This window comes from Clostridium sp. FP1 (assembly GCF_011065975.2).
GTDB lineage: Bacteria > Bacillota > Clostridia > Clostridiales > Clostridiaceae > Clostridium_AD > Clostridium_AD tagluense.
In genome coordinates this window covers 567,328-591,104 of the sequence record NZ_JAAMNJ020000001.1, presented here as the reverse complement: position 1 = coordinate 591,104, position 23,777 = coordinate 567,328, and the positions used below count along the sequence as shown (strand labels likewise).

The 23,777-nt window shown below is 35.2% G+C and carries 22 protein-coding genes and 1 riboswitch; of the genes, 6 read left to right on the top strand and 16 right to left on the bottom strand.

What is annotated here, in order from left to right:
- Positions 1–614: 614 nt before the first annotated feature.
- The 13 genes from G9F70_RS03065 to G9F70_RS03005 all read right to left on the bottom strand — a co-directional run bounded on the left by G9F70_RS03065 (position 615) and on the right by G9F70_RS03005 (position 14,270).
- Entirely contained in the window at positions 615–1,886 is a 1,272-nt protein-coding gene (locus tag G9F70_RS03065; protein ID WP_164945188.1) for a M14 family metallopeptidase, read from the bottom strand.
- 157 nt (positions 1,887–2,043) lie between these two features.
- Positions 2,044–2,832 carry an OAM dimerization domain-containing protein gene (locus G9F70_RS03060; RefSeq protein ID WP_164945187.1) on the bottom strand — a complete coding sequence of 263 codons (789 nt, stop codon included), beginning with the start codon at positions 2,830–2,832 and terminating at the stop codon, positions 2,044–2,046.
- Positions 2,832–4,388 (bottom strand): lysine 5,6-aminomutase subunit alpha, encoded by a 1,557-nt coding sequence (locus tag G9F70_RS03055; protein WP_164945186.1) that lies wholly within the window; start codon positions 4,386–4,388, stop codon positions 2,832–2,834. Before G9F70_RS03055 ends, G9F70_RS03060 begins: the two co-directional genes overlap by 1 nt.
- A 1-nt stretch (position 4,389) precedes the next feature.
- On the bottom strand, positions 4,390–5,859 hold the full coding sequence (locus G9F70_RS03050; protein WP_164945185.1) for a MutS-related protein: 1,470 nt from the start codon (positions 5,857–5,859) through the stop codon (positions 4,390–4,392).
- Position 5,860: 1 nt separating this feature from the next.
- Positions 5,861–6,904, bottom strand: coding sequence for a hypothetical protein (locus G9F70_RS03045; protein WP_224617390.1), 1,044 nt, complete (start codon positions 6,902–6,904; stop codon positions 5,861–5,863).
- A gap of 1 nt (position 6,905) precedes the next feature.
- Entirely contained in the window at positions 6,906–8,159 is a 1,254-nt protein-coding gene (ablA, locus tag G9F70_RS03040; protein WP_164945184.1) for a lysine 2,3-aminomutase, read from the bottom strand.
- A 111-nt stretch (positions 8,160–8,270) separates the two neighbouring features.
- Complete coding sequence (locus G9F70_RS03035) at positions 8,271–9,308, bottom strand: zinc-binding alcohol dehydrogenase family protein (RefSeq protein ID WP_164945183.1); 1,038 nt, start codon at positions 9,306–9,308, stop codon at positions 8,271–8,273.
- 15 nt (positions 9,309–9,323) lie between these two features.
- Complete coding sequence (locus G9F70_RS03030) at positions 9,324–9,989, bottom strand: 3-oxoacid CoA-transferase subunit B (RefSeq protein WP_164945182.1); 666 nt, start codon at positions 9,987–9,989, stop codon at positions 9,324–9,326.
- 1 nt (position 9,990) lies between these two features.
- Positions 9,991–10,644, bottom strand: coding sequence for an acetate CoA-transferase subunit alpha (atoD, locus tag G9F70_RS03025; protein WP_164945181.1), 654 nt, complete (start codon positions 10,642–10,644; stop codon positions 9,991–9,993).
- Positions 10,644–11,471 (bottom strand): 3-keto-5-aminohexanoate cleavage protein, encoded by an 828-nt coding sequence (locus G9F70_RS03020; protein ID WP_124997284.1) that lies wholly within the window; start codon positions 11,469–11,471, stop codon positions 10,644–10,646. The genes atoD and G9F70_RS03020 overlap by 1 nt, the downstream gene beginning before the upstream one ends.
- Before the next feature lie 55 nt (positions 11,472–11,526).
- Positions 11,527–11,907 (bottom strand): hotdog domain-containing protein, encoded by a 381-nt coding sequence (locus G9F70_RS03015; RefSeq protein ID WP_124997282.1) that lies wholly within the window; start codon positions 11,905–11,907, stop codon positions 11,527–11,529.
- Between the two features lie 148 nt (positions 11,908–12,055).
- A riboswitch (Lysine riboswitch) is annotated at positions 12,056–12,236 on the bottom strand.
- Between the two features lie 82 nt (positions 12,237–12,318).
- Complete coding sequence (locus G9F70_RS03010) at positions 12,319–13,212, bottom strand: GNAT family N-acetyltransferase (RefSeq protein ID WP_164945180.1); 894 nt, start codon at positions 13,210–13,212, stop codon at positions 12,319–12,321.
- Between the two features lie 86 nt (positions 13,213–13,298).
- A complete protein-coding gene (locus G9F70_RS03005) occupies positions 13,299–14,270 on the bottom strand; it encodes a helix-turn-helix domain-containing protein (RefSeq protein WP_164945179.1) in 972 nt (323 codons plus the stop codon).
- 392 nt (positions 14,271–14,662) lie between these two features.
- Here G9F70_RS03005 and G9F70_RS03000 point away from each other — a divergent pair, with 392 nt between their 5' ends.
- The 6 genes from G9F70_RS03000 (at position 14,663) to G9F70_RS02975 (ending at position 20,838) form a co-directional block, all read left to right on the top strand.
- The gene (locus G9F70_RS03000) at positions 14,663–15,646 is read left to right on the top strand and encodes an ABC transporter substrate-binding protein (RefSeq protein WP_164945178.1); all 984 of its coding nucleotides are present in this window, start codon (positions 14,663–14,665) and stop codon (positions 15,644–15,646) included.
- On the top strand, positions 15,643–16,674 hold the full coding sequence (locus G9F70_RS02995) for a FecCD family ABC transporter permease (protein WP_164945177.1): 1,032 nt from the start codon (positions 15,643–15,645) through the stop codon (positions 16,672–16,674). The genes G9F70_RS03000 and G9F70_RS02995 overlap by 4 nt, the downstream gene beginning before the upstream one ends.
- Positions 16,671–17,684, top strand: coding sequence for a FecCD family ABC transporter permease (locus tag G9F70_RS02990; protein WP_164945176.1), 1,014 nt, complete (start codon positions 16,671–16,673; stop codon positions 17,682–17,684). Before G9F70_RS02995 ends, G9F70_RS02990 begins: the two co-directional genes overlap by 4 nt.
- An 11-nt stretch (positions 17,685–17,695) precedes the next feature.
- Positions 17,696–18,481, top strand: a complete 786-nt coding sequence (locus G9F70_RS02985; protein ID WP_164945175.1) for an ABC transporter ATP-binding protein — start codon at positions 17,696–17,698, stop codon at positions 18,479–18,481.
- A gap of 18 nt (positions 18,482–18,499) precedes the next feature.
- Positions 18,500–20,224 carry an ABC transporter ATP-binding protein gene (locus tag G9F70_RS02980; RefSeq protein ID WP_164945174.1) on the top strand — a complete coding sequence of 575 codons (1,725 nt, stop codon included), beginning with the start codon at positions 18,500–18,502 and terminating at the stop codon, positions 20,222–20,224.
- A 230-nt stretch (positions 20,225–20,454) separates the two neighbouring features.
- On the top strand, positions 20,455–20,838 hold the full coding sequence (locus G9F70_RS02975) for a metal-dependent transcriptional regulator (protein ID WP_164945173.1): 384 nt from the start codon (positions 20,455–20,457) through the stop codon (positions 20,836–20,838).
- Between the two features lie 2 nt (positions 20,839–20,840).
- Here G9F70_RS02975 and G9F70_RS02970 read toward each other — a convergent pair whose 3' ends face one another.
- From G9F70_RS02970 to G9F70_RS02960, 3 genes are all read right to left on the bottom strand, one after another.
- Positions 20,841–21,680: a formate/nitrite transporter family protein gene (locus tag G9F70_RS02970; protein ID WP_164945172.1), complete on the bottom strand. Its 840-nt coding sequence runs from the start codon at positions 21,678–21,680 to the stop codon at positions 20,841–20,843.
- 192 nt (positions 21,681–21,872) lie between these two features.
- Positions 21,873–22,292, bottom strand: coding sequence for a hypothetical protein (locus tag G9F70_RS02965; protein WP_164945171.1), 420 nt, complete (start codon positions 22,290–22,292; stop codon positions 21,873–21,875).
- Between the two features lie 126 nt (positions 22,293–22,418).
- A complete protein-coding gene (locus G9F70_RS02960; protein WP_164945170.1) occupies positions 22,419–23,531 on the bottom strand; it encodes a hypothetical protein in 1,113 nt (370 codons plus the stop codon).
- Positions 23,532–23,777 lie beyond the last annotated feature (246 nt).

The window sequence follows — 23,777 nt, the reverse complement described above, 5'->3', positions numbered from 1 at the left end:
CTGGAAATTCCATTTAAAATTCTAATCTTTTGCGATATAAAATTTCCTATCGCTCACATTCGCCATCCTGGCTCAGGTTCGCTAGCCTGTCGTCCTGACAGGCTTACGGAAATTTTATATCGCAAAAGAAGAATTTTTAAATGGAATTTCAATGTTTCTTCGCTTCTTATTGCAATGCACTACGGATAAATTTCACACTTCCCATATATTACTATTTTAACAAGCATCAAAAAGACTGCAGACAGAATACAAAAGTTCAGAAATATATAATAAGTTACAGACCCTTAGTTTATTTAGTAAACCTTAAGGTCTTTTACTATGAAAAATAATAGGTATTGGTATTTTTTCTTAGATTATGCTAACAAAAGTATATATTGCGCAGAATGCATTTGAACAAGCCTTAGTAATTCAAAATTTATTTTTTTGCAACTACGTAAAGAAAAAAGCATGTTTGAGCGACAGCGAGTTTGCTTTTTTTAGCAGATGCAAATAAAATAAATTTTAGAATTACTTGGCGAAGTGAAAGCATTTTAGCAATATATACTTGACCTTATAGCCTAATATAAGAAAAAACGCTTAATTAAATTTCATACTCCTTTAGTGTTTATAAAGGATTAAACCAATGCTCCTTCTAATAATACTTTGATGTTATCCTTATAAATTTTATTAAATTGACTTATTGGAAGAGGATTTTCTCCTAGTCCAACCTCAATGGTATAACCAGGTTTTCTATATTTATCTATAAACCAATCCTTATATCCTGCAAAACTTGTAATTCCATAGGTTTCTGCGAGTTCATAACCACTTAATTTTGAAAATATCTCTCCTATTTTTCTAGCTTCCGGACTAGCCAAATTTTGAAAATCCCAGTATATCACTTCCCCTTGACTGTGATAGGCTATTACTAATCTAAAATTATTTTTTCTTGTAAAATCCGCTAGAGCTTTAGACTCCGATTCTGATTCTGGCGACGTACCTGAATATCTTGTAGGCCCTGGTCCATATACCCCATAGCTTTTTTCTGCCTCCTTTGACTCTAACCATAGAGCATCATAATTATGATTAAGGTCTACCCCCCTTATATTTGCGCTCCAAGTTTTAGAAAAATCCGTACTTCCATTATTCCACTTAATTAAATCATTGTAGTATGGATTACTCCTATCTAGCCCATTAAGCACTAAGTCAACACCATCTGGATTCACCATAGGCATCACATATATACTGTTCTTATTCCATATATCCTGGACATTGTAACCCTCTAAATTTTGTCCTGTAGCATAGGCTTTAGAAAAATTCTCAATAAACTTCATTAAAAGTACAGTAGTTATCCATTCAATAGCATGATGAGACCCATTATAAAGAACTTTATTAGGTCCATTCCCCAGTTTTACATAATAAAGTTCTTTTCCTAGCTCACTCTTGCCTGCACTGGCAACTTCAATAAATGGGTACCTAGCCTTTAGTCCTTCTAAATCTTTTTTCATAATATCATAAGTGTAATCAATATTTGTATAAACCACCTCCAATGAATAAGGAACTATAATCTCACTTCCAACTTTCAAATTATTAGGATTTATTTGAGGATTAGCAGTAATTATACTTAGAGGTGTAGTGTAATACCTCCTTGCTATAAGATATAGTGTATCCCCGGGTCTAATTCTGTAGGTATCATAACCCATTAAAAATCTATTCATGAGTTTATAAGTGTCATCATTTACTACTCCAGTAGGTGATAGCCCAAAATATGTTTGGAACATCGATACTGCTGCCGCAGTTTTAGGTCCATAAATTCCATCTATTCCGTCCACACTATAACCTAGTTTATTAAGTAGTGCTTGTATTTCCATTACCTCGGTTCCTCTTAAGCCTATCTTTAGGATTTGCAAATTCCCCCTCCTAAAATTTGTTATAGTACTATTTTATGAAATTTAATGAAAAATGTTACAGATTTAATTGAGTTTAATACAAAAGATACCCCATATAGTAGACTTTTTTTAGTCTACTATATGGGGTACATTTTAGCTTTCTATCTAAGTTTGTTTTTTAAACGAGTCCCCTCTCAACCATTTCTGTAATTGCGAAACTTGCTATGTCCCCAGCAAATTTTCCTGGTCCGAAGCCTGCATCGTATCCAAGCTCTTTAGCAAGCTCATGTGTTATTCTTGGACCTCCACAAATTAATATAACCTTATCTCTGATTCCTTCTGCTTCTAATAATTCTACTAGGTTAGTAAGGTTTTGAATGTGTACATCCTTTTGAGTTACAGTTTGAGAAACTAGAAGAACATCTGCTTTAAGTTCTATAGCTTTTTTAATAAATTCTTCATTCTCAACTTGGCTTCCTAAGTTCAAAGCTTCTATCATAGGGTATCTCTCAAGACCATAGTGTCCTGCAAAACCCTTCATGTTCATTACAGCATCTATACCAACTGTATGAGCATCTGTACCTGTGCTAGCTCCAATTATTATAACTTCACGTTTAATGTTTTCTTTTATATACTCTCCAACTTCTTTCATATCCATTACTTCACACTCTACAGTTTGAACATGAATTTCTTCATAGTTTACAGTATGTGTTAATGAACCGTAAATCACATAGAAAGCAAATTCTTTATCTAAAGAACCATGATGAGCACAGATTGGATCTTTAAATCCCATAGATCTAGCAAGCTTTAGTGCCGCTTCTACTCCTCTTTCATTATCCTCTACTGGAAGTGTAAAGCTCACTTGAACCTTACCATCATTCATTGTATCTCCATAAGGTTTAAGCTTTGTTAAATCTAAACTTTTATCATACTCTTTAACTTCTAATGAATATTGTCCTTCGCTCATTACTTTTTCCCTCCTAACATTAAATCTATAAATGGGTTGAAATAAGCTTTTTCTTTTTGAACAACTCCTGCAAGGCCTTTTCCGCCTGTTAAAGGTCTTTTAATTCCTGCAAATTTTCCTTGCTCAAGGGTTCTGAATAACCCTTCTTTTTCAATTTCGCAAATTAAATCTGTTGCTTTATTTAATACCTCATCAACTCTTGTTTCCATCATGCCACCTTTTTTGAAGGTTATTTCTGATCCTAAATCCTTCATAGTTCTAAATATATACTGAGCATTGTCTATTGATATCGCTCTATCTGCCATAAATGGAGTGTGTATTGCTTCTGTAAGCATTCCAAGAAGATGTAATTTTTGTCCTGTCATAATAGTAACCATGTTGAATAATGCATCTTGCACTTGTCCTTTAAATATATCTCCAGTCTTAAACTTAGTCGGAGGCATATATTTGAGTGGAGCTTTAGGGAAGATTTCTCTTGCCATTTGTGCTTGTGCAAGTTCAAATAAAAATCCATTTTCAACATCTGGGCTTATTTCAAAAGCATGACCAAGTCCCATTTGCTCTTCTGGAAGTCCAGCAACTAATGCAAATTGTTCATTTATAAATTGAGATGCAAGTACAGTATGAGCTTCTTCTACCGCATCTGCTGTAGTTAAGTAGTTATCTTCTCCAGTGTTTATTATAACTCCAGCAAATCCATTGATTATTCTTGAGAAATATTGATCAACTATAGTTCTTTGCATATTGATGTCTCTGAAAAGAATTCCGTATAGAGCATCATTGAGCATAACGTCCAATCTTTCTATAGCTCCCATAGCAGCTATTTCAGGCATACATAATCCAGAACAATAGTTACAAAGTCTTATGTATCTTCCAACCTCTTCTCCAACTTCATCAAGAGCTGCTCTCATAAGTCTGAAGTTTTCTTGGGTTGCAACTGTTCCTCCGAAGCCTTCTGTTGTAGCTCCGTATGGAACAAAGTCAAGTAAGCTTTGTCCTGTAGTTCTTATAACCGCTATTACATCTGCGCCTTGCTTTGCAGCTGCTCTTGCTTGAATTATATCCTCATATATATTACCTGTAGCAACTATTACATAAAGATATGGACCACTTTTATCACCGAACTTCTCAAGGTATGATTCTCTCTTACCTCTATTTTCACTGATTTTAGCAACCATTTCTTTAGCAACTTTATCTACAGCCATTTTGATTTCGAATGCATCATGCATAGGAAGTTTAGTTAAGTCTATTTCACCTTTTGCTACTTTTTCTGAAATTTCTTGTGTTGAAAGGCCAGTTTCAATCATAGCATTTCCAATAAACATTGCAGCACCAAGTCCTAATCCATTGCCATTTTTAATGTTGTCTACTACGATATTGGGAATAGGTACGGTAGCTTCATCTACCCCATCAATGCCTAAAAGTCTACAAACAGTTCTTTCTACTGTTACTGTAGTATGTATATCAATAAATTCTTGAGTGTCTCTTGCTATATTTTTAGCTGATTGTCTAGCTTTATCAACTACAGCCCAATTTAAATTCAACTTGCTTTCCATATTATTCCTCCTCATTGTAAAATGTTTTTGCTATATCTACTATTTCCTTTTCAAGTCCTAATAATACGGCTATGTTAAGTGCATCTTTTGGCACTTTATTTTCTTTTGAAACCTTCTCTAGCTTATACTCCATATGCTCTTGTATTATTTCAACAGAGTGAGTTTTATTCAAATCTATCTTGTATTTCAAGTCATTAAAGTCTACATTTTTAAGGCCCGTTACTTGATAGTGATCCATATTATCCTCTACTACTCCGTCATAATGAGTTGAAATTAAGCTTATTGACTTAAATTTAGTCAAGTATTTAGAAAGAGATTTCACAAGGTAATACCCCTCTTTCGGATTAGTACCTCTTGCAAACTCATCTAAAGCTATAAATCCATTCTCTCTTTTTGCACACTCTACCACTTCTTTTAGTTTTATTATTTCTGCTCCAAATGTGCTTAAACCTTTGGAGATAGACTGCATATCATCTGAAACAAAATGAATAAATCCTAAGATTGGAAATTGTGCACTTTCTGCAAATACAAAAAAACCCATTTGACCTAGTAGTAAATTTAGAACAATAGTCTTTAGAGTAACACTTTTCCCACCCATATTAGCTCCAGTTATAATAGTTGTACCGAAACTTAACTCTATACTAACTGGGGTAAATCGTTTTTTACCTTTTTCTAATATTTCTTTAACTTCAGGGTTAAATGCCTCAGTAAGATGAATTTTCATATCATCACAAATTTCTGGTCTTATACCATTATAGTCTATGGATAATCTTGCTTTAGCAATTAAAAAGTCTAATTTACCTATAGCTTTCATATTCTGCTTTAAGCTATCAGCTTTTTGAGAGATTTGCAATGTTAATTCTTTTCTAATCCTTAACTCTTCATCTTCTTCTTCTATAACTAAATCTAACCTTAGCCGCTTTAGCTCACTAACTTTTTCCTGAGTTTCTGCAATGAAAATCTCTTTTTCCTTTTGTCTTTTCTTTTCCCGAATAAGCTTTAAAGTTTTAGAGTACTCATCATAAACATAAAAAGTCGGTATTCCACTGCCTTGTGGGTCAAGGAGAGAAATAATTTCTTCTAAAGAGTTCAGATGAACTTCTTCTATATCAAGATGTAACTTATCCAAGATATTTTTTAATTCTGATACTAATATTGAAAAATATTTTAATTCATATAATTCAACTTCGTCTAATATTTCGGATTCACTACATCTTTTAATAGAATTTCTAATATCTTTAAGCTTGCAAAAAATTCTTCCAATTTGATTATACTCTTGAGTATATAATCTCATGGACTTAATTGTATTTTCTAAGCTATTTAATTCATGAGTTAATTCATTTATTTCTGAAGCTTTAAATGGCTTAATATTTTTTCTTTCCTCAAGTCCATATGTGGTAGTTATTCCTAGTTTATCCATAACAAAAGAAAACCCAATTTGTTCTCTCTGCTGCTTATCTAAAAATTTCATTTTACTCCCCTCCAATTACATCAAATACAGGTACATTTAAATTATTCCTAAGTCCATCTAAAAACTTATACTTATCAAATTCGTACCCATAAGGTGATTTTGGATTAGATGTAACACATACTATATTAATTGGATTTATTGTTTTTATGATTCCACCTTGAACTTTAAATTTATAAAAGGTATCCCTAGTTAAAAACAGCTTTGTTCCATCTTCAACTAGGAAAGTTACTCCTCTATACATTTTTGTGGTGCTCATAATATCTTCTAAAAGGTTGTCTGAAACTACACCCTTAATAACTACATAAGAAGTAGTTTCGTCCATTGCCTCAGCAATTTCCTTAGAAGATCCCAGCGCTGTAAGTGTATCTAGAATTTTCATATTATTGTCGCCACTAATAATACCTATTCTTCCTTTGCACAAAACTTCACTGGCCAGCTTTAATATTTCATCATCTACTTCATTTTCTGTGGATAATAATTTAACAGCATGACTAGTTTCTTCTATAACCGCAGCCATACTTTTTGAAAGTGCTGCTCCAGTTGATAAAATTGTAGCATTTGTAATTGCTGGAGACGCAAAAGTTTTTCTACTAAGAGACCCATCCACAATTGTAAGCTTACTTCCAAACTTTTTAAGATCCTCACATATTAAAGTCATATAAGAATTTACAGATGGACCGCCTAGATCTACATATCCGTCACTTAGTGCTCTGCATATAACTATTTCTCCCATGGGAGTATTAAAACCGGTAGTTTTTAAAATCTCTCGAGTTATATCACTATTTAATAAACATTGCTTCGCAGTAGCAATTAAAGTTCCGCACTCTACATAAATTTTAGGTTTTTCTGTTGCAGTTACTATATCTTGATCTTCTCCGTCTCTTCCTATAGAGGTAAGGCCGAGGGATACTCTCGCCCTGGCCTCTTTTAATATATGATTTAAGGTTGTTGTTTTTCCTACATTTTTATTCATTCCTATTATAGAAATGCTCTCATATTTCTGAACCATTTGGAAAATACTGAGCATTTCTTGATTAAGTTTCATTTTACTCGTGATGCGCTCTTAAATTTCTTTCAAGTCCAACTGGTTCCATTGCCATTCCCTCATGATTTAATAAACCCGCTACCCCCACCTTGTGAACCTTTTTCTTACCTTCGCATACGTCACAATGGCAGTCTGATGTATAGCTAGTTGGTTGCTGATAAGAAGTTATAACACCTTCAAAATTTCTAAGTACTACTTTTTCAGGGCTTTGAGATATAAGATAGCTTGGCATTACTGGAATTTTTCCACCGCCACCTGGTGCATCAACAACAAATGTTGGTATACAGAATCCTGAAGTATGCCCTCTTAGTGCTTCAATAATTTCTATTCCTTTAGCTACTGGTGTTCTAAAGTGCTCAAGTCCCATAGAAAGGTCACATTGATAGATATAGTATGGTCTAACTCTAATTTTAACAAGATCATGAACTAAATCCATCATTACATGTGTACAATCATTAACCCCTCTTAAAAGAACTGTTTGGTTCCCTAAAGGTATTCCTGCATTTGCCATTCTAGCACAGGCAAGTTTTGAGTCTTCTGTAATTTCATTTGGATGATTAAAATGAGTATTAAGCCAAATTGGATGATATTTACTTAACATATCTACAAGTTCTGGCGTAATTCTTTGTGGAAGAACTACTGGCACTCTTGAACCTAATCTTATTATTTCAACGTGTGGGATTTCTCTTAATTTTTTGATTATATATTCTAATTTATCATCTGAAACAAGTAACGCATCTCCACCTGATAATAATACATCTCTAACTTGCACCGTATTTCTGATGTACTCTATAGCCTTATCTATTCTTTCCATTGGCATAGCACTGTCACTTTGTCCTGCAAATCTTCTTCTTGTACAATGTCTGCAATACATTGAACACATATCAGTTATTAATATTAATGCTCTGTCTGGGTATCTATGAGTTAGTCCTGGCACTGGAGAATCTGCATCTTCATGTAGTGGGTCCAATAAATCAGCATCTGCTTGATGTAACTCAAGCCCTGTTGGTATAGCTTGCTTTCTTATTGGATCATGTGGGTCACTAGGATCTATTAACGATAGATAGTAAGGAGTTATTGCCATTCTTAATGTTTGAGTACATTTTCTTGCACCCTCCTCTTCATCTGCTGTTAGAGGTATATATTTTTTTAGCTCATCCACAGTTTCAATTCTATTTTTAACCTGCCATTTCCAATCATTCCACTGTTCATCTGTTACATCTTTAAATAATTCAAATCTTCTATTAACTTTCATATTAGTACCTCCATCGTATAATAATTTTTATTTACATGATGTGTAGCTGATATATTAATACATCTTAGACAGAATACAATATAGCTTTATATTTTATTCTCTAAAACAAAATTAAACGTATAATTCTTCGAATACACTTCTTAATATTTCATTTTCCCTTAACTCTTCAAGAGTTATTTCTGCATGTCCTTTAGTGTATCCATTTCCTACGATCATAGTAACGTCTTTACCTACACCTTCAGCTCCAAGTGCTGCTTTTGTAAAGCTTGTAGCCATTGAGAAGAAGTAAACTATTCCGTCATCTTTTACTGGCAGAATTGTTGACATTTCAGTATTCGGAACGTTAACCATGTTTATTGCTACATCAACTTCGCATCCATTATTATGTGCTAGAGTAGTGTTCATTACATCAAGAGCGTTTCTAGCATCTCCTATAACTATTTGCATTTTAAGGCCTAATCTTGCAAGTCTTGCTGCTTCTTCTTCGTTTCTTACAAGACCTATAACATTGCCTGTTGGCCCTACTCTTTTAACTGCTTCATAGCTACAAAGCATTCCTGATTTTCCTGCTGCACCTAGGAGTAGAACTGATTGACCTGGTTTAACAAGTTTAGCAACTTGAGCTGGTGCTCCTGCAACGTCTAATGCTGCTAAGGCTAAATTTTCATCCATATCTTTTGGAAGTTTTGCATATAGTCCGCTTTCAAACAAAATAGCTTTTCCTTTTATTACAACTCTATCAATATCTGGTTTAATATCTATAATTTCATCTATTTTTAAAGGTGTTAATGATAATGAAACTAATGTGGAGATTCTGTCTCCAACTTTAAGATCTGTTTTGCCTTTTAAAGCTTGGCCTATTTTTTCAACTGTTCCAATAAGCATTCCACCTGACCCTGTTACAGGATTTTGCATTTTTCCACTAAGCGTTACGATTTCAATGATTTTAGCTTTTATTTTTTCAATGTCATGTCCCGCTTCTTCCTCTATTTGAGTAAAACTAGCTGAGTCTATATTTAAGGCTTGAACATCAATTAAAATTTCATTATCGAATATATTCATATCATTTGATATTTTAGTTGCCGGTTGTGGTAGTACACCTTTTGGTTCAATTGACCTGTGAGTTCCATATTTACATCCTTTATTCATCATGAGTTCCTCCTCTTATACATCCATTGTTTTTAGATTTTCTGATATTATTAGTTCTGCCCCAGTAAATGATTTAACTTCTTCAACTGTTGTATCTTTATGAATTTCAATAAGTACAAGCCCTTTATCCGTAACTTCCATTACTCCAAGTTCTGTAACTATAAGGTTAACTTGCGCTTTTGCGGTTAGTGGTAAGGTGCATTTCTTTAATATTTTAGGAGTTCCTTTAGCTGTATGTTGCATTGCAATAATAACCTTTTTAGCTCCTACTACTAAATCCATTGCTCCACCCATACCTGGGACCATTTTGCCTGGTACAATCCAATTAGCTAAATTCCCTTCTTGATCTACTTCCAGTGCTCCAAGAACAGTCATATCAACGTGTCCACCTCTTATTAAAGTGAAAGACATAGCACTATCAAAGTATGCTCCACCAGGTAGTATTGTAGTAAATTGACCACCTGCATTAGTTATATCCTTGTTTTCTTCTCCCTTTGGCGGAATAGCTCCCATGCCAACCATACCATTTTCTGATTGGAAAGTAACATGAACACCTTCAGGAATATAGTTTGTAACTAATGTTGGAAGCCCTATGCCTAAATTAACAAGTTGTCCATCTTTTAATTCTATACCAATTCTTTTTGCAATAATTTGTTTTGCAAGTTTACTATCTGTAATCATATTAGCTCTCCTCCCCTATAATATAATCAACCAATACACTTGGAGTAATAATATTGTTTGGATCAAGCATTCCAACTTTCACAATTTTTTCTGCTTCTACTATCACAATTTCCGCTGCAGTAGCTATTAGTGGATTAAAGTTTCTTGTTGTCCCATAATAAACTGCATTTCCAATTTCATCTACAACACTCGCATAAACAAGTGCTAGGTCTGCTTTAATTGGAAGTTCTAATAAATATTCTTTTCCCTCAATGGTAAGTTTTTGTTTTCCTTCTTCCACCATAGTACCAACTCCTGTAGGCGTAAGCACTCCACCGAGACCAGCTCCCGCTGCTCTTATTCTTTCAATTAATGTTCCTTGTGGTACAAGTTCTACTTCCATTTTTCCTTCTGTCATAAGTCTTCCTGTTTCAGCATTTGTTCCTATATGAGAAGCTACAACCCTTTTCACTTGACCATTTACTATAAGTTTACCTATACCTCTATCTATAAAACTTGTATCATTTGCTATTATAGTTAAGTCTTTAACCTTTGTTTCTATTAATAAGTCTATCATCTTTTCAGGTGTTCCACAGGCTAAAAACCCACCTATCATTATTGACATTCCATCTTTAAGTAACGGTCTGACTCTTTCTAAAGATACAACTTTATTCATTATTTCTCCCCCTGTAAACCTAATATTTCTCTTGCTTCCTTTGGACTAGCAATTTCTCTGCCCAGCTCTTTTGCAAGTCGAACTACTCTTTCTACTAATTCTGCATTTGATTTAGCTGGTATGCCTTTTTCAATATATACATTATCTTCAAATCCAACTCTTACATGTCCACCCATAATAATAGCCATGGCTGCCATTTGAAATTCGCTTCTACCTATACCTGATACAGTGTATGTACTTCCCGCTGGAATGCTTCCTGCCATAAATACCAAATCTCTTGGCGTTGCAGAAATTCCTCCATTTACACCCATAACAAAATTGAAATGCATTGGAGTTTTTATAAAGCCTTTCTTTTGAAGTCTTATAGCCATGTCTATCATGCCCTTATCAAAAACTTCTATTTCTGGCTTTACGGAAAGTTCCATCATCTTTTGGCCAAATTCTTTAATAGTGTTTTCGGTGTTTACGAAAACGTCATCTCCACCAAAATTACAGGTTCCCGCATCTAAAGTTGCCATTTCGGGTTTTAGATCAACAGGTTGTAATCTTTCTGCGTTACTCATACCAACTGCTCCGCCTGTAGAAGGTTGAACAATAACGTCTGGGCATCTTTCCTTAATAGCTTCCATACAGGCTTTAAATCTCTCCCTATCTTGAGTAGGTGTCCCGTCGTCTTTCCTTACGTGTAGATGAATAATGCTAGCCCCTGCACTATATGCTTTTTCAGCTTCTACTGCTATTTCCTCAACCGTATATGGTACGTTTGGATTATGTTCTTTTGTAACTTCTGCTCCGCATATAGCTGCAGTAATAATTAATTTTCCCACGTTGTAACCCCCTCTTTAAATATCAATTACTAAATGAAAAAGTTTACATTCAGCGTTATTTTCTTTGCTTATCTTTTAGAACAACGCAAGTTCCACTGGCCCTACAAACTACTATTGGCTCTTCTAATACATCACAAGCTGAATCATTTATATCCGGTCTTGGTACTATAACTTTTCTTGCTTCAAAAATCATTTTTCTTGATGAATTTCCTACCTTCACTATTTCTCCAACAGCTTCGATAAAGTCTCCTGCATACACTGGTGCTAAAAATTCTACAGCATCATATGCTTTGAATAATCCTTCATCACCATCATTTAAAATCAAAAGTTCTGTAGCTACATCACCAAATAATTGAAGCATTCTTGCCCCGTCCACTAAATTTCCACCATAATGTGCATCATGCGCACTCATTCTCAATCTGATTAACGATTTCATTTTAATTTCCTCCTCTTTTATTGTAGTTGTCAGGATTGCAATACTTATGCTGCTTTTATTTTAAAAATAAAAAAAAGGCGCTGAATTTTCAGTGCCTTAATTAACAGAAGTACTCAACCTATTAATGCAATGAAAAATTACTTTTCATTACATAAATAGCTCTCCATAAAAATCTTTATGGCAGTGATAGAAATACTACTCTCTATCCCCAAGAATATCTTGAAGAACCAAAATACTCTTTCGGCAAATAAATCCTTCGTTTTTGATATTGGATGTCCATATCCTTAGCATTCAAAAACTACCTCTTTTTTTGCACCTCTATTTATGTGAATTTATTAAATTTTAATTTATTGTTCTCAATTGAATTATAATCTGTTAATAATTCAAATACAATACTTTTCTTCAAAAAAATTAATATTTTTTTTCGAACCAATAAGAAAATACACTTTCCTCTTCAAATCCCATCCGTTTGTACATGTTCACTGCAATATCATTAGATGTAATTACTAAAAGTTTAATTTCATCTAAATTTTTCTCACATAGCTTTTTAATGCATTTTACTATTAATGCACTTCCCAACCCTCTTTTTTGGTAAATAGGCGCAATTCCTAGAGTATCAACCCATCCTGTATTCCCATCTATAGAAAGCTCATATATACCACATGGATTATTTTGCTCAAAACATATTCCAATCAAATCCTCATTATTAGCATATTGAACTATATAATCCTTTACATCCAGGTCATCAATAGTTCCTCCATTAGGACTATTTCTAAAGGTTTCATTATGAATATTCATATATTCATGTGAATTTAATATACAAAGAGGCCTAAGGTCCATATTATTATTTACTTTTAAAACCATATTTTCATCTTTTTTATATTTCATTACTACTGCATCATAAATATGAGTAAATTCCAATTTACGAATATATGGGATGAGATGTACTTCATTTTTACGAATACCAATTTTTATATTTTTGGCAGTGCATGCATTACAACATTTACCTATTCTCTCCATTAAAAAGCATAAATTTTTTTCTGCATTTTCTCTTTCAACACAAATATCTGTAATAAATGCTTCTCCTTTAATACTGATTTCCTTAGTTATTACAGCTATGCTTCCTTTGATCTGCCCCCTATCAAATAGTATAAAAACAGTGTCTCCCTCATTAAAAGTATCACTTTCATATATTTTAGTCATTTCTATATAGGTTTTATTATAAGTTAAATCTGTGCTTTTAATGAAATTATATAGTTCCTTCTTCTGCTGAGAAGATATTATTTTAAATTGTTTAATTTCCATTGGCTCATCCCCTTTTAATCATTTATCCAATAAATAATAAACGCAATTTATCTACTGCGCTATAAATTTTTATAGTTTTTATTTCATCACAATCCGAAACCCTTTCGGAATTGTCTGGGTGTTATGCCATGTATTTTCTTAAATGCCGCTGTAAATTTCGATGGGCTTTCATAACCACACTTTTCTGCGATGTTTTTGATGCTTAGTTCATCAGCGCCTAGAAACATCATTGCCCGCTTCATTGTTTCTGTGCGAATATAGTCGAAGATTGTCATATGATAAAGTTGCTTGAAGGAGCGTCGCAGCTTTGTCTCACTCATCTCTGCAAGTCGGCACATAGCAATCATAGAGGGAGGGTTCAATATGTCCCGGTCTATGTTTACCTTCACCCCGTATGTTTTTTGTTCATCCTCCCATGTCACATGATTGCGACGGTTATCACTCCACGGCCTTTCGCGCTGTGTATTGCACACAATCAACGACAATAACTCACCCATCTTACATTCGAAATTCATTAGGGGCATATCACCGCTTCGTACACCCCACCGTATTTGCTCAAGAACAAGGGTGATATTTGGGGTATTGTAATGAGTTTCCTGTAAACAACCTAGATTATCCATTGAAAAAGGTGGGTCAAGTGGTCTATACTCAAGGAATTTTTGAATAAACTCTTCAAAAACCAGAACACAGGTATAGCAAGTGTGAACATTTGCGGGGAAGGTTATTTTTAGTGGCTTTTTAGGATTAACAATCACATGATTTATTGGAGTCAAGTGTTTTGCTGACTTCCCCCTCTGGGTAAATGTAATATCCCCGCAATCCACGCAGAATATCAACATACAAGGCTTTTCTATCTCCATTGTATATGACAGCGTCTTAGTTGGAGTGAACCAAGCGCTGCTTACAAACAGCCCTTTGGCTGCATGCATTTCCATAATCCAACCGTTTTCCCAACTGGGTGGGAAGTTGTATTTGATGCCATTACCGTAAGGCCGTTTCTCCAAACCAAAGTTGGCTGCCATAGCTCCAAAACCCAATTGATATTCATTCGTAGTCATATTGACACCCCTCTTTCCTCACAAAGTAAACACAACACTTTATGATACTTTGTATTACAAACTGCTAATTATAGTGTATTATAACATTTCCACAAATATGGGACAAGCATGAAAAATATCCCAAAACGGTACAATCCTGCTCCAAAATGAATAAATTATAAATAGAAAAACAGTTAAAAAATACTGTTGCATACTGCGTTTAAGTCAATTGCCATCGTCTTCTAAGTTCTACTTAGTTACAAGCTGTCCTGTTGACAGACTAAAAAGTGATTGATACAATTGCTAATAGTTAGAACAGCCTAACATTTACCCTCTAGGCTTTATGAAATCGTCCTTATGATGCCCACTAGCCTTGAAAAACTTGTTTTTATCTAAAAGGAGGAATATATAAAATGAAAAACAAATTGATTTCCCTATTATGCGCAGGAGTAATTCTGGCATCTGGACTAGTAGGCTGCAGCACCGCAAGTACTTCCAAATCGCCTGATACTAAGCCTTTGACTGTGGAAAACTCGTCGAAAAATATTTCTGCAACCCGCACCATATCAACTAAACTTGGAGATGTAAAAGTTCCTTCAAATCCCAAAAGGGTTATTGTAGAGTATCTCATGGGAGACGTTATATCCCTTGGCATTAGACCCGTTGGTATATCCGATGTATACATCGGTGCGGCATATCATAATATAACTGCAGACATTAAAAACTTAGGACACTTTAAAAACTGGGATCTTGAAGCTGTTATGCTTTTGAAGCCTGATTTGATTATCACCATTAATAAAGAACAGTCTGAAAAGCTTTCTAAAATTGCACCTACGGTTTATGTTCCTTATGGGGATATCTCAACAGAAGAAAGAGTAACACTGATTGGACAGGCATTAAATAAAGAAAAAGAAGCTAAGGAGGTTATTGGGAATTATCACGCAAATATTGAAGCATCAAAAAAGAAATTGCAAGAAGCTGGATTTAACAACCTAACAATCTCAGTATTAGAAGGCGACCAAAAAAGTATGGGTGTGAAGGGCGGAAAATTTGGTGCGGGAATGGTAGCATACAATGCCCTTTCACTAAACGCACCAGAAAAAGTTCAAAAAAATATTATAGATAAGGATTCCTTCTCAGAAGAAATTTCCTTTGAAGTTCTTCCTGAGTATTGTGGCGATTATATCATTCGTAATGTATATGAAGGCATGGACGATTTAACCAAAAATAAAATATGGAACTCACTTCCTGCAATCAAAAATAATCGCTTAATTGAAATGGAATTTGGTTTGAGCTATTACACAGATATTTATTCAGCAAATGCCCAAGTGAATTATATTACAAATGCTTTGCTTAAAGCTCACAGCAGTAAGGTAATTGGAAAGGATAAACAATGACAGACATAAGCTCTATAGAGCCGAAAAAAAATGGACAGCTCAACTTCACCCTCTATATGATATTAGGAGTAGCACTCCTTTTACTGGCAACTGCGGCTTCAATTTCCTTCGGCGCAGCCGACATGGATTTGTCAATGGCATGGGGCGCAATTTTCAGTTTTGATTCTAGTCTGACAGAGCACCGTATTATACAAAGCCTACGATTTCCCCGTACGGTGGCAGATATGATTGTGGGAGCCAGTCTGGCAGTAACAGGTGCAATTATGCAGGGAACTACTCGAAACCCACTTGCGGACTCTGGACTTATGGGCATAAGCTCTGGAGCCGCCTTTGCAATGGCACTATGCTTCGCTTTCTTACCTGAACGCAATTATGCTCAAACTATGCTCTTTGCATGCCTTGGTGCTGCAGTAACAACCGGTTTAACTTATTTTATTGCATCTATGGGAAAAAGAGGCATGACATCCCAACGCCTTGTTTTGGCAGGTATGTCTATCTCTATGTTATTCGGGGCCTTTAGCTCTGCCATTGCAATAAAATACAATATAGGACAAGCATTAACCTATTGGACAGCAGGGGGTACAGCTAGTGCGAAATGGATTGAACTTCTAGCAATTAGTCCTCTGTTTTTTATTGGTACAGCGGCTGCAATTATTATTTCCCCCTCTGTCACCGTACTTAGCCTTGGAGAGGAAGTTGCCGCAGGACTTGGCCTTAACACAACCCGTGTCAAGGCAATCTCCACGCTTATTGTACTGGTGCTTACTGGACTTTCGGTAGTTACGGTTGGCCCTGTTGGCTTCGTTGGTCTTATAGTCCCCCATATCGTGCGGTATATGGTAGGTGTAGACTACCGCTATATCATTCCTGCATCAGCATTGTACGGAGCTGGGTTTTTGGTTGTAGCAGACTTTTTGGGACGGCTGATTAACCGCCCTTACGAAACACCCCTGGGTATTATCTTTGCTATTGTAGGCGTTCCGTACTTTCTTTATCTCTCCAGAAAACAAAGGAGGCAATTTGAATGAAGAAGCAAAGGTATACCCTTCAAAAAGGCTTACTTACCCTATTGATTCTCGTTGTACTTGTGCTAGCTATCTCCATTTTCAGCATCAATTCCGGCAAGATGAACCTATCGCCGGTAGAGGTACTAAGTGTAATTTTAGGCAAGGGTACGGATCAGCAGAACCTTATTGTGTTCCAGTTCCGGATGCCTCGCATCCTGCTTTCTATACTTGTAGGCATCGGTATGGGAGTGTCGGGCTGCATCATGCAGAGCCTTCTTAAAAATGATATGGCAAGCCCTGGCACCCTTGGCATCAGCTCTGGATCTGGGCTATTTATGCTGATTTATGTGGCTGTATTTTCCATGAAGGGATATTCATCCGCATTCACACTACCTTTGATGTCCTTTGTTGGAGGCATAACCGCTGCTGCACTAATTTTCCTATTATCTTATCATAAAGGTAGGAATATCTCCTCAATAGGTCTGATTCTCACCGGCGTTGCCATGAGTAGCGGCTACGGTGCCCTATCACTGATGCTAACCCTTAAGCTTGACAAAGCACAGTTCGAGTTTGCGCAGCGCTGGCAGGCGGGGGACTTGTGGGGGACTGATTGGAAATATATTGCAGTTTTGCTTCCATGGACACTGCTGCTATTTTTTTATGTACTTTATAAGTCTCGAATGCTTAATACCTTGAATTTAGGAAATCAGACGGCCACAGGTCTGGGCGTTAGAGTTAAAAAAGAGTTTTTAGGGCTGTCCCTAGCGGCGGTGGCGCTGTCCTCTGGTAGCGTGGCACTAGGTGGAAATTTCTTCTTTGTTGGGATGATTAGCCCCCACCTAGGGCGCAAACTGATTGGCCCCAATCATAAAGTACTGATACCTGCTTCTGCACTAATTGGATCGCTAGTTGTACTTGTTGCGGACACTATCACTCGTACGGTAAGTTTAGGCGCGAATATTCCAACCGGTATTATCATCACCGTTTTGAGTACTCCATACTTTCTCTACCTACTGGCTAAAGCAAATTAGGAGGCATATATATGAACAGTATTGTAACAGATAACTTAGATATAGCTTATGACGAAACATTGATTGTAAAGGCGCTTAATATGAATATTCCCCATGGACAGATTACCTCTATTATTGGTCCTAATGGATGCGGCAAGTCTACAGTGTTAAAGGCTGTGGGCCGTATCTTAAAACCGAAAAATGGCCTGATTTATTTGAACGGCGAGGATATTCGAAATCTCTCCACAAAAGCGGTTGCCCAAGCAATGGCTGTGCTCCCCCAAACACCAACGGCTCCCAGTGGATTAACTGTGAAGGAACTAGTAGCCTACGGACGTTTCCCCCATCAAAAAGGCTTTGGAAGGCTGACTGCGGAGGATAATAGAATTGTGAAATGGGCTCTTGATATAACAAAGCTTACGGAGCTTGAGCACCGAGAGGTGGATACACTTTCAGGAGGTCAACGCCAGAGAGTATGGATAGCCATGGCCCTTGCACAGCAAACAGACCTAATTCTTCTGGATGAACCAACAACATACCTTGACCTTTCACATCAGTTGGAGGTGTTGGAACTTCTCCATTCCCTAAACAAAAATCAAGGCTGTACTATTGTAATGGTGCTACATGATTTAAACCTTGCAGCGCGCTTTTCCGATTATATGATTGCCATACGCGGCGGCGACATAATCAAGCATGGAACACCAAAAGAGGTGATGACGGTCCCTGTGCTAAAAGAAGTATTCACTATCGATGCCAAGATTGCTCATGAACCTAGTACCGGAAGACCGGTATGCATTACCTATAATTTACTCAAATAAAAAAAGAGGTGTTATCATTTGAATATTTGCTTAAGAGTTCTGAAAGGTGCAAAAAAATATTGGATTTATATATTTATTGGAATGATTTCTGTAATCATTTCTACACTACTTCAGCTTTATTCTCCCTGGGTAATTCGGGAGCTCACTGCTCTTGCCATAAATGGCGATCCCGAAATCGCTTCTAAATCCCTTAGCATGGGACTAATACTGCTTGCAACCTACGTTCTTAGGTGGTTTTGTTCTTTTACCAAGGGATACTTCACTCACTACGGTGCGTATCACTATGTTGCAGATTTACGTACAGCTTTGTATAACAAAATGCAGCATCTTTCCATGGGATATTATAATGATAAGCAAACAGGCCAACTGGCTAGTCGCATCATGAACGACGTGGTTAATACTGAGCTTTTGATTGCCCATGCTGTGCCTGATTTAATAGTTAATGTGTTGACCCTTGGAAGTGTGGCTGTGATGCTTTTTCTCATTAATGTTAAATTGGCCTTTATCAGCCTAATTGCCATTCCATTTTTGATGATTGCTAATGTAGGATATTCCAAATATGTCCGCCCACAATGGCGCCTAAACCAGAGGGCCCTGGGGGAACTGAGCGGTGCCCTCCATGATAATCTTTCAGGAATGAAAGAGATTCAGGTATTCAATCAACAGGATTATGAAACAGAAAAAATTGGCAGTCTTGCACGTCGCCAAACCAATGCCTTCCTTAATGCCACAAAAATGGGCGAACTGTTTCACCCGTCTATTGTGTTTCTTAGCTCAGTAGGTTCTGTAGCCGTTATTATTTACGGTGGCTATCTTAGCTCCATAGGGGAGGCTTCTATCGCCGACATAGTAGGATTTATTATGTATCTTACACTGTTTTATGAACCCATAACCAACCTGTCCAACGTTAACGAGAACCTAAATAACGCTATTGCTGGCTGCGAGCGTGTATTTGAGGTTATGGACGAGGTTTCTAGTGTACAGGAAAATCCGAATCCCAAAGAATTAAAAAATGTAAAGGGCGCGGTAGAATTTTGCAATCTTACATTTCATTACAATCCAGATTTAACAGTACTTTCTGGCATCAATCTAAAAATAAAGCCAGGTCAAACAGTTGCTTTAGTAGGCACCACCGGAGTGGGAAAATCTACAATTGCCAGCTTACTCAACCGCTTTTATGACCCTACTGAAGGTGAAATACGAGTAGATGGAATCAATATTCGGGACATATCCCTTAAAAGTCTACGCAATAACGTCAGCATGGTACTTCAAGACACCTTTCTATTCAACGGCACAGTATACGAGAATATCGCTTACAGCTGTAAAAATGCATCACATAAACAGGTGATAGAAGCATCTAGGGCCGCCAATGCCCATGAATTTATAGAAACATTGGAGGATGGCTATAAAACCCTTATTGGTGAACGTGGAGTTCGCCTATCCGGAGGACAAAAACAGCGAATTTCTATTGCCCGAGCTTTGCTACGAAACGCGCCTATTCTGATTTTGGACGAAGCAACCTCTTCGTTGGATACTAAAACAGAAAGAGAAATCCAGCATTCCCTAGAATACTTGTTCAAAGGGCGTACCACACTGGTTATTGCCCACAGGTTATCCACAATCCGCTCAGCAGATCAGATTGTGGTTCTAGCTGAAGCGGGTATTGCCGAGCAGGGTACTCATGATGAACTTCTGCAAAAAGAAGGTTCCTATGCCAAGTTGTGTTCTATGCAAGCTTCATAACCAATACTCCAACTAGTAAAATATCCTGTCAAGAAGAACCCTCTTCTTAACAGGATATTTTATATTTTTTAAAATTTATTCAAATTTTTACAGTCATACAACAATATAAATCTATTTCATATACACCTTGCATTTTAGGTTTTGTAAATACTCTTTATTTTTATTAAACAACAGGTTATAATTAAAATATTAAAATAGTGTAACTTGATTTTTGATATGGAGGAAAACTAATGAAAAACCTGACTTTTACCATGGAAAACTACCTTGAAGCTATATATAACCTATCTACTGATGGGAAAGGGGCAAGAGTATCCGATATAGCTAAAATTCTTAATGTAACAAAAGCAAGCACTAATAGTGCCATGTCAACTCTCTCAGAAAAAGGATTGATTATAAACGAAAAATACAAGGAGGTATTCCTTACTCCCACAGGGCTTAAGCTGGCTGAATTCACATCCAAAAAGCATGAAGTGATTCAGAGATTATTCGTAGAGGTTTTAAAGATTGATGATCATATTGCAGATGAAGATGCCTGCGCAATTGAGCATGTTATCAGCAGTGATTCGATTTATGCAATGCAACAATTTCTTTCTAATTTTACAAAAGAAAAATGATATTAACTATCAACATCTTTTAAAACTGCTTTATTAAATATTAACCAATAGGCTAGTCCTACAAAAAAACCGCCTCCAACTATATTCCCCAGTGTTGTAGGAATCAAATTTTGAGCAATATGCACAAAATTAATATTTGCTACTTTTTCTGCACTTTGGTGAGACAATTCTACATAAGCAGGATTAACTTTTGCAAATAAACCTAATAAGAGGTAGTACATATTTGCAACGCTGTGTTCAAAACCTGCAATAACAAATGCCATTATTGGGAAGAAAGAAATAAACACCTTGGAAACTACATCCTTAGCTGCATAGGATCCCCAAACTGCTAATGATACTACAAAATTACAAAGTATTCCGCTTGTAAAAGCTTGAATAAATGTAAGTCCACATTTATAGGCCGCTACCTTTATTACATATCCACCAAATTTCCCTCCGCTTGTACTTAATAACCCACTATAATATATTAAAACTACAATAATAAATGCACCAATGAAGTTTGCAAAATATACTATTGTCCAATTTTTAAGCATTTTTTTTAGTGTTATTTTCTTTTGAGCATAAGCTACAGTAAGTAAACAATTTCCAGTGAAAAGTTCAGCGCCGCAAATTATAACAAGCATAAGTCCTACTGGAAATATTATTCCAGAAACAAGTTTAGCTACTCCTACATTTTCTATACTATGAGATGCCATTGCTGCTGAAAATCCTCCAATAGCTATAAATGCCCCTGCCAATATTCCGAGAATAAGCGTTTGAATAAACTTATTATTTGCCTTTCGTATTCCAAGGGATTCTACATAGTTACATACTTCTTTTGTGCTTAACATTGATTTATCCATATTAAAACTCCTTATAACATTTATTATTCTTTTAACAATATTCTAATGAAAATAAAGGGATAAATAATTAAAATAAATTTGAATTATTTATCCCTAGTACCTATATAAGGCATCTTCAAAAAATAACTAGTATATACTAGCCCATATTTTTAAGATGCCTAAATAATAAATCTGAATGGGTTTTATTATTAATTACCCAAAGGCTTTATATATAACTTGTCCTAAATAAGTGCATAATATAATTATTATCATGGATAATACCACTTGAATTGTTGCCTTTTTTATCAAAACAGAAAATTTCCTGCTATGTTTTTTGCTTATTCCATTTTTTTTAGTGGTTAATGTATTATCGTGTTGTATTGCTTTAGGATTAGGGTAAATGACCTCATCTTTTAAATAAGCAGCTATACTTATAATTAAAACAAAAGCTGATAAAATTATTGTAATAGAAAAAAAGTTCATATCCATAGCGTAACCTATCAATGCAGCTACTGGTATAATAACACCCAGTAACATAGCAAATTTGCTACCTATTGATTTTGTTATAGACTTTGGCTTAGATTTTACATGGGCTTTTGTGTTTAGAGACCTATTAATATTATTCTTCTTCATAATAACCCTTCTTCCATATTTTTTTCCAAAACTCTTACGGTTATTATACCAAATTTTTAAATATTTGTTAACAATATTTTATATCTAAACACAAAATCAAAGCATGTTGTCATAATTTTCTAAAATTTAAAAAAGTTCCATATTGTATATATCAATATCTTCTAATAATGTTCCTTCTGAAATAGCATCCTCGGGGAATATTTTAGCCAAAACTTTTTTAAATGATGCAAGCTGCTCGTTAGAAAGTTCTAACTTCTTTGCTAAGGTATTCTTCACCTTGATAAGATTATCAGCTTCTAATTTGTATATAAACTCATTACCTATAATGCTTATATTATTTTTATTATCGAATTCCATAACTCCAGTTGTATCAATACTTATGCTTATCTGCTTTAAATTGCTTATTGATTTATTATCACTATTAATTTTAGCTATATTAAGATAGGCACTTACCTTATCCTTTGGATTTTTTTCACTGGCTACCCAACTTCTGAAGGCAATATTTGTACCATCCTTAGATATTACAGCATCGAATATTTCTTCTTTATCCTTATTCGACTCAAAGATCTTATTACCATTAAGGAATAAATTAGCTTTTGGTGCTGGAAATATATGCGGTGTATTGCTGTAAAGAATATTTTTTTTACTTATAGTAACATCTCTTATAGTACCCACACAAGATATTAGCTCTGCTTTACTTTTTATGTTATATACTGCATATCCTGAAACTGAAGGATTAATGTGCCCTGTGACTAAAATATTCACATTATCTATCCATTTCATGTCAATAATTTGTTGGACGTTTTTATTATCTATAACAATATCTGTTAGGCTTTCGCTTTTAACATCGTAAATAACTATATGCGGTGGATATGTTGCTTTTTTTTCATTAAAATACCTAAATACTATTTTTGTTTTATCCGGAGAAAGCTTTAATATATCCTTAGATTTTGAATCATCACCTATTGACTTAATTTGCTGCTTTATTTCATCATAAAGATAAACATTGTTATTCTTTTCAAATGCTATCTTTGTTATTTTACTATTAACTACAATTTTTTCGTCATTATTAACTTCAGTCTTTTCACTGGGTATAACTTCTTTATTTTCACTTGTATTTTTAATAATCTTCCATATTTTATTTGGACCTGCCATTAGAGCAACTATGCTTAAAACTAAACACAAAGCAATAATGAATAGCTTGAAATTTTTATTTACTTTTTTCCCATGGATAGTCATAATTTTGCTCCTCTTACAGACATAAAAATAATTGCTATTTTAAATCATTGAAACCTAGACCATTATACCCCACTTATACTAGTGTATCAACTAGAATGTTTTATATTTAACACAATTTCTATATGTTAAAATTTTCATTTAGACACTGCTTATATCGCCCTTACATTTCTTAATTTTTTATAAATATTAATAATATATTTATAAGTAAAAAAAAGGCATAAGTTTAATTTAACTAATGCCTTTTTC